Annotated in this window: 11 protein-coding genes; 6 read left to right on the forward strand and 5 right to left on the reverse strand. The window is 55.8% G+C overall.

What is annotated here, in order from left to right:
- Positions 1-2 precede the first annotated feature (2 nt).
- Together ACR0J0_RS13080 and ACR0J0_RS13085 are read left to right on the forward strand one after the other, a co-directional pair.
- Complete coding sequence (locus tag ACR0J0_RS13080; protein ID WP_480664576.1) at positions 3-1,385, forward strand: DUF1501 domain-containing protein; 1,383 nt, start codon at positions 3-5, stop codon at positions 1,383-1,385.
- A gap of 228 nt (positions 1,386-1,613) precedes the next feature.
- Positions 1,614-2,204 (forward strand): TetR/AcrR family transcriptional regulator, encoded by a 591-nt coding sequence (locus ACR0J0_RS13085; RefSeq protein ID WP_480664577.1) that lies wholly within the window; start codon positions 1,614-1,616, stop codon positions 2,202-2,204.
- A gap of 25 nt (positions 2,205-2,229) precedes the next feature.
- Here the strand turns inward: ACR0J0_RS13085 and ACR0J0_RS13090 are convergent, their stop codons facing one another.
- The 3 genes from ACR0J0_RS13090 to ACR0J0_RS13100 form a co-directional block, all read right to left on the reverse strand.
- A complete protein-coding gene (locus tag ACR0J0_RS13090; RefSeq protein WP_480664578.1) occupies positions 2,230-3,291 on the reverse strand; it encodes a 2Fe-2S iron-sulfur cluster-binding protein in 1,062 nt (353 codons plus the stop codon).
- A gap of 84 nt (positions 3,292-3,375) precedes the next feature.
- Positions 3,376-4,251, reverse strand: coding sequence for an ABC transporter six-transmembrane domain-containing protein (locus ACR0J0_RS13095; RefSeq protein ID WP_480664579.1), 876 nt, complete (start codon positions 4,249-4,251; stop codon positions 3,376-3,378).
- Positions 4,248-5,399 (reverse strand): aromatic ring-hydroxylating oxygenase subunit alpha, encoded by a 1,152-nt coding sequence (locus ACR0J0_RS13100; protein ID WP_480664580.1) that lies wholly within the window; start codon positions 5,397-5,399, stop codon positions 4,248-4,250. The genes ACR0J0_RS13095 and ACR0J0_RS13100 overlap by 4 nt, the downstream gene beginning before the upstream one ends.
- 331 nt (positions 5,400-5,730) lie before the next feature.
- Here ACR0J0_RS13100 and ACR0J0_RS13105 point away from each other — a divergent pair, with 331 nt between their 5' ends.
- The gene (locus ACR0J0_RS13105) at positions 5,731-6,909 is read left to right on the forward strand and encodes a patatin-like phospholipase family protein (protein ID WP_480664581.1); all 1,179 of its coding nucleotides are present in this window, start codon (positions 5,731-5,733) and stop codon (positions 6,907-6,909) included.
- A 136-nt stretch (positions 6,910-7,045) separates the two neighbouring features.
- Positions 7,046-7,957 carry a LysR family transcriptional regulator gene (locus ACR0J0_RS13110; RefSeq protein WP_480664582.1) on the forward strand — a complete coding sequence of 304 codons (912 nt, stop codon included), beginning with the start codon at positions 7,046-7,048 and terminating at the stop codon, positions 7,955-7,957.
- A gap of 34 nt (positions 7,958-7,991) precedes the next feature.
- On the opposite strand, the gene ACR0J0_RS13115 is transcribed toward ACR0J0_RS13110, so the two are convergent.
- A complete protein-coding gene (locus ACR0J0_RS13115) occupies positions 7,992-8,582 on the reverse strand; it encodes a TetR/AcrR family transcriptional regulator (RefSeq protein ID WP_480664583.1) in 591 nt (196 codons plus the stop codon).
- Between the two features lie 191 nt (positions 8,583-8,773).
- Between ACR0J0_RS13115 and ACR0J0_RS13120 the strand changes: the two genes are divergently transcribed.
- On the forward strand, positions 8,774-9,961 hold the full coding sequence (locus tag ACR0J0_RS13120; RefSeq protein WP_480664584.1) for an aromatic ring-hydroxylating oxygenase subunit alpha: 1,188 nt from the start codon (positions 8,774-8,776) through the stop codon (positions 9,959-9,961).
- Positions 9,962-10,005: 44 nt separating this feature from the next.
- Here ACR0J0_RS13120 and ACR0J0_RS13125 read toward each other — a convergent pair whose 3' ends face one another.
- Positions 10,006-10,920, reverse strand: coding sequence for a LysR family transcriptional regulator (locus ACR0J0_RS13125; RefSeq protein WP_480664585.1), 915 nt, complete (start codon positions 10,918-10,920; stop codon positions 10,006-10,008).
- Between the two features lie 100 nt (positions 10,921-11,020).
- On the opposite strand from ACR0J0_RS13125, the gene ACR0J0_RS13130 reads away from it, so the two are divergent.
- Complete coding sequence (locus ACR0J0_RS13130) at positions 11,021-11,980, forward strand: tripartite tricarboxylate transporter substrate binding protein (protein ID WP_480664586.1); 960 nt, start codon at positions 11,021-11,023, stop codon at positions 11,978-11,980.
- The last annotated feature ends 60 nt before the right edge of the window (positions 11,981-12,040 follow it).

Genomic DNA, 12,040 nt, shown 5'->3' on the forward strand with positions numbered 1-12,040 from the left:
CCATGCTGACCAAATCCATTACCCGCCGTCAGTTTCTGGCTTCGACAGGTGTTGCCGCAACAGGCGCGATGATGGGAGCGGCATTGCCCGGGCTGGCGCAAGTCGGTGGCGGCATGATCAAGCCCGCTCGCAAGGCGCTGGTGTTCGTAATGCTGGACGGCGGCAACGACAGCTTCAACATGCTGGTGCCGAACGACAAGATCGCCCACGGGCAATATACGGAAACTCGAGCCAATCTGTCACTGTCCCGAAAAGAACTGCTGAACCTGGATACCCCCAAGGACCGGCTTGGCCGCAGCTTTGGCCTGCACCCATCGATGCCAGAGGTGGCAGACCTGTTCAATCAAAAGCGCCTGTCCTTCGTCGCCAATGTTGGCCCACTCGTCGAGCGGGTCCGAAAAGAGCAGTTCTATGACGGTTCCGCGGCCCTGCCCCTTGGGCTGCTTAGCCATGCGGACCAGTTCAAGCATTGGCAAACGTCACGCCCTGACCTGCGCGTTAACGATGGCTGGTTCGGGTTTTTTGCAGATGATCTACAGCCATCGAAATCCGCACACGAGATCGGGATGAACATCTCTTTGGCTGGGAACAACATTGCCCAGAACGGCAAGATCGACCTGCCTTATGCGATCACCGACAAGGGCAGCGTTGGGCTTTATGTCAAAGACGAAAGAAGCCCACTGAACGATCTGCTGCTGGACAGTTTCAACCAGATGATGATTGCTGAACATACCGGCGATCCCTTTCGCGAAACCTATCTGCACCTGACGCGCGACGCCCAGGCCAAGCACGAGACGTTCAAATCCGCTACCCGCGGCATCAAAATCCCGCGATCATTCCCATCGTCTGATCTGGCCCAGCAATTGCGCATGGTCGCCAAGACGATTGCCGCCTCTGACCGGTTGGGACACGAGCAGCAGACGTTCTTTGTGCGCTACATCGGCTGGGATCACCATGACGAACTGCTGGTCAACCACGCCCGGATGCTGCGCGTGTTGTCCGAAGCGCTCGGGACTTTCCAGGCAACACTGGATGACATGGGGCTTGCGGATCGCGTCGTGACGTTCACCGGATCCGATTTCGGCCGGACCTTAACGTCGAACGGCAATGGCACAGACCATGGCTGGGGCGGAAATACGTTGGTGATGGGCAATTCTGTCAAAGGCGGGCAGATTCTGGGCGACTACCCGGAGCTGGGCTTGGCCAGTGACAACGCGCTGGATGTGGGCGATGGGGTGCTGATCCCGACAACTTCAACCGACCAGCTTTACACTGACCTGTCCCTTTGGTTTGGCGTTCAGCCATCGGCGCTGGACACTCTGTTCCCGAATCTCAACCGGTTCGCCGATGTGGCGGGGGGCGAAAGGCTGGGTCTTTTCTCCTGACCCCGCCAACCCCGGGCACCCTGCCCACCGGGGTGCTCGAACCTTATCCAATTATCCGGAGCCCATTAGTCCGAACAGCTACGTGGAAGCGCCCTACACTCTGTTAAACAAAAAGCAGACCTATTGCGGTCTAATCAGTGTTTAAAACAACAGTTTACTGTCAAACTTGACAGTTTATTCAGAATATTATATTTTCGGGACAATCTGTATCTAGCAAAGAGTAATCGCATGGGTCGCCCCTCGGTACAAGATCAACGCAAAAAAGAAGTCCTCGACGCGTTCATGACATGCGTTGCCTTATACGGCGTCGAAGGCGCTACGCTTGAACATATTGCAGCTGAGGCCGGGCTGAAACGCCCCTTGATCCGGCACCATCTTGGCAACCGCAAAGCTATGGTTCTGGCGCTTGGTGAGCACATCGCAGATACCCTCAGCACTCAGAGCGAGATGCTGCGCGTTGCGTTGGAGGATCACCCCGGTGTTCGCAACTTGATCGAGGCGCTGTTCAATTCCGATGGTGAGTTGGATCCGAGGATCAACATTTGCTACCAGGCGTTGGTCAATTCGGTTGAGAATTACCCGGAACTTCGCAAACCGTTGCTTGAATCGATGGAGACCTTTTATAAGGTTGCGATAAATATCGTACTGGCGTCGCATCCAAATGCTGACAAACAAGCCTGTGAAATCGTCGCGCACGGCATCGTCAACCTGTTCATTACGACGGACGCGTTCATCCCGCTAAAACCGCCGAAAACGTGGGGCTACTCATCTTATTTCGCTGCGTTGAAACTGGCCGAAACACTCGAAACCACGTCGTGAGCACAGCCACCCGGCCTCAGGATGATCAATTGTAATTGACGGCCAGCTTTTCTGTGGTCGCGACAGCCTGACATGAAAGCACTGCACCCCTCGCGATTTCGCTGTCGTCCAGCGCAGTGCGCGCCCGCATGTGGACCGAACCCTTCTTCAATTGGCACCGGCACGCCCCGCAGACTCCGGATTGGCAGGAATACGGTGGTTCCAGCCCCGCCTGTTGTGCAGCCTGCAATATCGTTTGGCCGGCCGCCATCTGAACCGATTGGCGTTGTCCGTTCAACGTGATGTCCACGACGGCGTCGACACCTTTTACACTATCGTCCGTGTCCTGCGCGCCACCATAGCTTTCCATATGGATACGGTTTGCAGGCACATCCAAAGACATCAACGCCTCTTTGACCGATTTGTTCATTCCGCCCGGACCGCAGATGTAGTACTGAGCATTCTGAGCGTATGGTGGGTTCTCGGCAATCAATGCCTCAACCGCGTCCTTGTCGATGATCCCGCGTCGCCAATCGCTGAAACTGGACCACATCGAAGGCTTCGACAGCAGGTGATGAACCGTCAGACGATCGGCGAACGCCTCTTGGTAATCAGCGAGTTCGTCTCTGAACAGAATACTGTCCGCGTTCGCATTGCCATAGGCCAGATGCGCAACCGACCACGGCTCGGCCAATAGCACCGACTGAAGCATGGAATGCAGAGGGGTAATGCCACTGCCAGCGCCAAAGAAATAGTGCGTGCGACGCTCGGTCGGGTCTGTATCCAGACAAAAGCTGCCAAAAGGCGGCATCACGTCGATCACATCGCCCGGTTGCACCATGTCGTTGATATGGTTGCTGACAAGTCCTTTCTTGACCCGCTTGACGGTAATGCGCAACGGATCGCCCGACACCGGAGAAGAGGATATCGAATAGCTTCTGCGGACCTCTTCTCCTTTGATTTGAAATCGAAGAGTCAGATGCTGGCCCGCGCGCCAAGCGAATTCCTGCGCCAATTGCGGTGGGACGTCAAACATGACCGACTTAGCCTGCCCGCCGATCTCTTCGCGGGTCTCAACCACGGTAAGCGGGTGAAAAGCTCTGGTCATTGGAAACCTCCGAAAAGCGCGCCATTCGTCTGTGCTGGATGGGTAATAATATCCGATAAGATCCGGATACTTGAATTGGGTCTATCACGCATTCGCGCGCCTTCCCGATGCAGGTGCGTTGATCCGCTCTGTGATCTCAGACAATCGCGCAAGGCTTTGCAGCACCATCGGGACGACCACGACCGATTGCACGAACTCGAAAGAGTAAGTGACGACCGAGAATATTTGCCCTGCGGTGGCCTGACTTTGGGTCGCCGCGAACCACAGATTAAAGGCCAACATACTCAGCAAAACCGCAAAGATCGCACCGTAAACATAGGCTTCGGAATCCGATAGGCGCACCTCATGCGCGCGCAATCTGAACAAATGCTGGCCGATCTTTTTCAGGTCTTTGCTTTGCAAGGATGTGACCTGCCTTTCCGACTGCTGGTTCAGCAACCCGTTCAAACGAAAGAAACGGCGCGCAAACAAAGTGAAAATGATCAGGATCAGCGCCGCGGCGAGGCCGGCAGCGGCCGCCAACGCCCCATGAAACGACATCAGAATGCCGACGGAAACCAACACCTGAACGACGGCACCCATCGACTCGGGGGCTTCACCTTCCAGAAAATCGACCAACTCGCGCGCCATCAGGACGCGCGCATTCAGCACCGAAACCTCTTGCCCAGAATCGCGCATGGCCTGCGCTTTACCCATTTCGACGCGGATCGTGCCATAAGCGCGCGTGTCGTAGATACGGCGCAGTGTTGCGACCACCAACAGCGCCGCCATGACAGCGCCAAAATGGATGAAAGACGTGTAGTCACCGTTAGACAATCCGTCGATTGAATAGCCGATCAACAACGGAAGAAAGGCGAACAACGCTGTCTCGACAAGAGTCAGGCCCCAGGTCATTGCAATCTTTGCCCGGAATACCCGCAACAAAGTGGCAATAGACAGCCGGTCGTCAGGTCCGATCATTTGCCTTGCAACCAGTCGCGAACGACCCTCTGGTGTTGGACGACCGGGCTTTCGCCGACCGCGGCGGGGCCAACCTCGAAATAAGGCGAGGTCAAGGATTTCTGCTGCTGTTCACAGGCATAGATGTCCTCTTGTGTGAAATCGCCCGAGGCCATCGGGTCGTTTTCATCATAAACATCGTCACCTTCGTATTTGCCCTTGATCCCAAAACTGTTCCAGAACGACGCAGATCGACTGGCCTGTTTCGTAAACTCCCACGCCGAGGCATTGGCGACACGTGTCCGGTTCAGAATTCGCGTCCTGTCGGGCGCCAGCGGCGTGACGATAAAGACGTTCCACACATCCTCGGACGCACCAATTCCTATGCCTGGAAACAGCATCGGAACCCACGCTCCGTTCTGATCTTCAGGAACGACCCGCGGCATCTGCAATTTTTTGTTCTGGTCCTGGGCGAATTCTTCGACCGGCGGCTCCCAGAAGATGTAGTGCGGCCCATACCAGCCATACCGCGCCTTGGCATGGTCATACATCTGTAATGTGTTCGAGTGCAGGTGGCTCAGGTGATAGACGTCAATGTAATTTTCGATGACGATCTTCCAGTTGGCCTTGATCTCATAAGTATGAGAGGTGTCTTCATGCTCAACCAGTTCTTCGGGAACGTGCGGACCGACCTTGTCATCGACATCCCCGAACCACTTCATGATCGAGCCCGCGTTCGGATCGGGGTGAACGAACAACATGCCCTTCCAGATATCGACAGACGCCGGTTTCAGGCCGAAGCAGGATTTGTCGACCGATTTGTATTCGCGATGCTCGTCCGGCACTGAAACAAGGTTGCCCTCAAGGTCATAGGTCCAGTCGTGATAGGGACAGGTCAGCGCCTTTTGGGTCTTTCCAACCGCTCGGATTAATTGCGTGCCCCGATGGCGACAGATGTTATGAAATGCCCGCAGCCGCCGGTCGCGGCCCATCACGATAAAAAGGTTGTTCAAACCGGCCTGAACCGAGAGATAGTGGCCCGGCTCGGGCAGGTCTTCCATAAAACCCGCAAAGCGCCATGTTTTCGAGAAAATCTCGCGCTGCTCACGGTCGAACCACTCCTGCGAAGTGTAGGCTTTCGCGGGTAATTCGTGGTACATCTGTGGCATGCTGTCCCCTCCTCGGGCCGTATTTTATCACGGTTGGCAAGCTAATTTACTTCTGGTCCCGGCAACGTCGCTTGTCCGATGACGTTTCGCGTCGGCATTCCGATGCGAAATAGGCAATCCACCCTTAGCTGTCAATAGTGACAGTTAAATTGAAGGCCACAGGTAAGACCCTCATACGTGCTCAGGCGACATTTGGCCCGCCCGATCGGTGCCTTCCCGCCGAGGCACGAACCAGACACCTGAAAAGGAAACCAAGTCAGGCAACCATGACTCAACAACCGGCGATTACCTCGCTAAGGAGCCTCGACCTTTTCGAGACGGACACGCCCGCATGCCTTCGCTGAAGAATTGCCTCAACATCGCTCTTGTTTTTTTGCTGACGGCCTGCGCTGCCAGCTACGATCGCACGGAGCTGACACCGACAGCAAAAACTTACGAAACATTCCTGCCTGTCGGTACAAATGCAGACAGTCGGTATTTCGAGGATGACAGCGGCGCCCGGCTGGCCGACCTGGACTCGGAGATGCGCAAGACACTGGCACAGGTACCGAAGGGACGCGGGCTGAACATCCTGGCGCTGTCAGGAGGTGGCCAGCATGGGGCGTACGGTGCTGGTGTACTCAACGGTTGGAGCAACACGGGAACCCGACCATCATTTGATGTCGTCACCGGAATTTCCACTGGGGCGCTGATTGCGCCTTTTGCCTTTCTCGGACCGGAATACGACAGCAGCCTAAAACGGTTCTATACCGCAACTGCGACGCGCGACGTGGTCCGGCTGGACCTGACTGGCGCAGTGTTCGGGCGCGGATTTCTGACAAAAGCGACACCGCTAAAACAGGCTATACAACAGGAACTAACGGATGACCTGATCCGGAAAGTCGCAGAAGAACACCGAAAGGGCCGCCAGCTGCTTATCGGCACCACCAACATTGATGCCGAGCGGCCCGTGATTTGGAACATCGGCGCAATTGCGCAATCCGATACACCGCAAGCGCGAGAACTCATCCACGATGTGATTTTGGCTTCAGCCTCTATCCCAGTCGTATTTCAACCGGTCACAATTGACGTAACAAACGGCGAAATCGTTCGCGAGGAACTACACGTGGACGGTGGGCTGACACGCGAGATATTTGCCTACCCCTACGAACTGCAGATGCGACAGCTTTTGCGCTCAGCCGGCTTGAGCAACCGGAACAACCGCATTTGGCTGATCCACAACAAAAAGCTGGAACCGACATTCGATCCCTTGCCGGGTAACGCAACAGCGGTGGCCAACCGCGCGTTCGAGATGCTGATCCGGTCGCAAAGTCTGGGCAATATCGACAGTATTCTGGCCCTAGCCAACCGCGACGGCCTTCGGGCGAACATCACCTATATTCCAAAAGAGTTTCTGACCAAACCTGACGAACCATTTGATCCTGATTACATGACCGAATTGTTTGCGATCGGGTTTTGGGCGGGTCAGCATAAAGATGGATGGGTCTACGACGTCCAGGACTGGCAGTAATTCCGGCGGGGACGCACAAGTTTCTTAAACTGTAGCGGTTGCAACATTCGCCTTTCAGCCATTAAGACGTGCAAACATTGAACAAATCGCAAATAACTGCGATGTATCGACAAAAAACCATGATCAAAACGCATAGATGATACCGCCACGCCGCCTTTTTCCTTCAATCTCGTCGCTCCGCGCCCTCGAAGCGTTGGACCGTCTCGGCTCGGCTTCAGCCGTCGCGGACGAGCTGGCACTGACCCAAAGTGCCGTAAGCCGCCAGCTGCAGACATTGGAAGCGCAATTGGGCGTGGACCTGATCCGCCGCGACCGTAAACGCCTGCTACTTACTCCGGTCGCGCAAGAATATGTGGCTGAAGTGCGTCAAGGATTGAACCAGATCGCTCAGGCCTCACTGAAACTGCACGTTGCGCCCGCCGGAGGAACTCTGAGCCTTGCGATTCTGCCGACCTTCGGCATGCGTTGGTTGGTGCCAAGGCTACCCGAGTTTGCTCGCATTCATCCAGACATAACAATCAACATGTCCACTCGCCTGCGCCCCTTTAGCTTTACCACCGAACCCTTTGATGCAGCGCTGCATTTTGGTGAACCTGATTGGCCCGGCACGGATCGGCTTTTGCTGCGGGTAGAAAGTGTGCAACCGGTATGCGCACCATCATTGCTGCCCAATGGCGCGCCAGAGTCACCGCGCGATCTACTGAAACTGCCTTTACTACACATCCAGACGAGGCCACACGCATGGCAAGAGTGGTTCCGCCACATGGGAACAAGCCACCCGGAAGCGTTGCCGGGAACAATTTACGATCAATACACCACGATCAATCAGGCAGCGGTGCATGGGCTCGGCGTGGCGTTGCTGCCGAATTATTTGATTGAACAGGACCTGGCGACTGGCAAATTGATCGCAGCCTTTCCCGATGCGGTCGAAATGATGGGAGCCTATTACCTCGTTTGGCCAAAATCCAAGTCCGACGACCCATCCTTGCGCAGCTTCAGGCACTGGCTTGCAACGCAGGCCCAGACCGAAGAGGGCCTGCCGCGATAAGAAGGCCAGACACCTATGCTCCAGTCGCCCCCGCTTAGCCGGGCGCGTCAAGCGTCTCAGTCAACAACAATGCCGCCCGCTCCAACTCCAGCCGCCAGTCTGACGGGGCATCAAGCGCAGCCAGCGAGTCAAGCGACAGAAATACAGTCGAAATCCCCTGCGCAACGGCCCGCACTTTATCTGCACTTGCGTTGGGCGACACGCGGCGAAGGGCTTTTTCAATGACTGACAAAAATCGCGAAAGGACCTCTAGCAGAGGTTTCGCAAGGTCCGGTTTGTCGCCAACCGACGTGGACAAAGCCTGCCACACGGCCAGCAGTCTGGGGTCGATTTCCTCGTCTTCGGTAAACAGGATTTCCACCAGCTGACTGCCGGACTCAATCTGACTCAGGTAAAAATCCAACTCGGTCGTCTGATTGTTAAACGTGTTTGCAACGTGAAGGTTCAAGGCAACAATCATCTGATCCCGGTTGCCAAGATAGTGCCGCAACAAAGGGCGCTTCACACCCGCCTCGGCAGCAACGCGCTCCTGCGTGGCGCCCTCAAGGCCGAACCGGGCGACACATGTCATGTATGCATCAAGAATTTCTTCGGACCGTTGAGTTCTGAGGCTTGGACGCGGCATGGCAGATCCTATTTTGCCGAAGCGAGACACATTTGCCCGGCAGTTTGTCTTTAACCGCTCTTCTTGCAGCATTTTGGCCACTACATCAATTTAAGTGAACGGTCACTTTTTATTAACAAAAGACATATTTCCCGTTACCTGTCAATATTGACAATCCAGAGACAGCCAACCAGCCAATTGCGAGACTTAACATGCAACAACCCGACAAAATGCCGGAGGTCGCCACTCAGGAACTTCCACCCGAGGCATATACTTCAGAAGAATGGCTGGCGCAGGAGAACAAAAAGCTTTTCTCGCGCAGTTGGGTGTTTGCGGGGACGGAAGCGAAGGTTGCCAATGCCGGCGATTACATGACTGCGAAGGCTGGCCATTTTACTCTGGTTGTCATCCGCGGCAATGACGGCGAACTGCGTGCTTTTCACAATATCTGTCGCCACCGAGGGACTGAACTGCTCGACCGCGGCTGCGGCAATACAGGCAAAACCATCGTTTGCCCCTACCACTCGTGGACATTTGGTCTGGATGGCGCGTTGCGCGGCATCCCCGAGCAGCGCGCATGCTTTCCGGATATCGATAAGAAGGAAAACGGCCTCCATAAGGCCTCGGTGGCCGTGTTCAAAGGCTTTGTCTTCGTTAACCCTGAGCCGGATCAGGACTTGTCCGACTGGCTCAGCGGTTTGGAAGATGTCGTTTGGCCTCATGATATCACCAGCCCCGAACTTATCTCTTACGGTGAAGCGGTCACTTACGAGATGCAGTGCAACTGGAAAGTGTTCTTTGAGAACGCGATTGACGGGTATCACCTGGCCTACCTTCACAAGAACACCCTTGGTGGCCCAACCCAGGACAAAAACATCTGGGATCCCTACGGCGACAATCAGGTATGGTATTCGACAGAGAATGAAACCGTGCGTTCACGTGTTCCGAACTACGTATCGAACCGCATGGACAAGTGGAATGCAAAGAAAATCCCGCATGCCGAGAAAGAAGGCTATGGCGGTGTCTACATGTTGTTCCCGACAACCCTCATCGTGGCCAGCCCATGGTCTTTCTCGGTTTCCGTGATGGAGCCGGTCAGCGCAGGTGTAACCCGACTGAACGTCTATGTCTGGGCCGCGAAATCGTGGATGTCCAATCGTGGATCGGTCAAGGACATTCCCGGTTATGACAAGGCGACCGGACTGATCAAAAGCTCTCACTGGAAGGTTCATCCACTGGAAACTCAGGATTTCCAGACCGAGGACGTCTATGTGGTTGAAAAAATGCAACGCGCCTTGATGTCTCCGAAGTATTCAGTCGGCAAAATGGCTGATGGTGCCGGGGCGGAATCGCCGCTGACTTACTTCCAGAGATCCGTTCTCCGCCACATGGAGGCATAGACCCCTCCACCTTGTGCCGCTCAGGGGCCGCCGCCCGGCGACCCTCAGGCAAGGGTCAGATTCGGGCTGCTTTCGCACAGTTCGGATGCCTGCCGAAACAGCACATCTTCAAAGTCCTGCAAAGCCTCGGATTTTTCTTGTGTAACGGGATAGAGCAGGCCGAAAGTCATCCAACGTTCCGGCGCGATAGGAACCAGCGATAACCGGCCGAAAGGTTCCTGGGCCGCAATAAGTTCATCTGCAATGGTGACGCCGGCTCCTTCCGCAACAAGCGAGCAAGCAAGCTGTGACGCGGCGACCTCACAGGTATGACGGGGATCGACCCCTGCGGACCGAAAAATATCATCAAGTTGTTCGCGCAACAAAAGACCGTTCATCAACCGGATGACCGGTTCTTTGGCCAGATCGTTTGCCGATACCGACTGACGATCGGACAAGGCGTGCCCCGCTGGCAATACCGCCTGTGCTCGAACCCGCAACAATGGCTTTGTCCGCACGCCGGGATGTTCAACCGGCAATGCACCAATACCAATGTCATACTCGCGACCTGCCAGCCACTTGCTGGCCTCTCGCCGCGCGCGGATATCAAGGCTGACATTTGTGTCAGGATGAACTTTCAGGAACTTGGCCAGCGCGGGCGCCGAGATAGCGCGGGCTATGCGGGGCATCGTGACAACGCGCAGCGTTTCGGTCCGACCCGCACGTATTTCAGCCGCGATGCGAGGAACTTCATCTAAGTTGTCCAAAATTCGCCCGGCTTCGCGGTAAAAGGCCAACCCCTCACGCGTGGGTGTCAGATTGCGCCCGCTTCGATCAAACAAGGTCAGGCCCAGTTCCGCCTCCAACCCAGATATCAAACGGCTGATAGCTGGTTGGCTCAAATGGAGTATCTTTGACGCGGCGATCAACGATCCCTCGGAAAGAGTTGCACGGAATGCGCGAAGAGCCTTGATATTCATCGAATCCACTCTTTACTTTTTTGCAAGAGAAGATAACGCATTTGCATTTTTTTTAACATTCTTTTTCACCTAATTTGGATGGCATCTCAGGGAGGATGCTATGAAGCGTAGAACAATTCTCACTGCCGTCCTCGCGGCAGTAACCGTGACCGTAACCGCAACTGCGAGCTTTGCCGCCGATTGGCCGAAACGCCCGATCAATTTGGTCGTCCCCTACAAAGCCGGCGGCGGTACAGACGCCTATGCCCGCGCCATCTCGGCTGCGGCCGAAGGCATTCTGGACGTTCCGGTTGTCGTTGTGAACAAGCCCGGTTCGGGCGGTCTGAACGGGGCTAACTCTGTCGTGGGCGCACGCCCCGATGGCTACACGATGATGATGACATCGGGCGGTTCGTTCCTGCTGTCGACGATGACGCGCGACACCGACATTGACGCACTGGAAAGCTTTGACTTTGTCGCTCAGGTCGGCCAACTGCAAACCTCGCTGATGGTGCCACTCAACAGCCCGTTCCAATCCGTTCAAGACGTGATCGATGCGGCCAAAGCCAATCCCGGGCAACTGCGTTGGGCACATTCGGGACGCGGTGGTTTCCACCACGTTGGCGGCATGGGGTTTCTGGCCAATAACGGCATCGAGGCTCAGGACGTACCGTTCAAAGGTGGCGGACCGACCCGTGCCGCTCTGATCGGCGAACAGGCTGATTTTGGTTTCCTGGGCGTTCAGCAGTTGGCTGGGTTTGAAGAGCAGCTGCGCGCGCTGGCCGTCAACAGCCAAGACCGCGATGGCATCATGAAGGACGTGCCTTCGTTTGGTGAACTGGGCATTCCGTTCGCCGCAGTCTCCTCACCGGTGATCGTGTTCGCACCGAAGGGCACCCCGGCCGAGGTCGTTGCCGCGATGCAGACCGCGCTGGAGCAAATCGCCGCCAAGCCCGAGTTCGCTGAACTTCTGGCCTCGCGCGGAACCGGCCCGGTTTACCAGAATGGTGCGGATGCCAAAGCGACGCTGTCCGCCATGAAAGAGGACGCCACTCCCCTGGTCGAAAGCCTGACCAACTAAAGTCCTCAGGGCCGGGTGGGTTTTCTCCCCCCGGCCCTTTTGTATCTACTGTAATCAGGG

The organism is Ruegeria sp. BF12 (assembly GCF_056538705.1).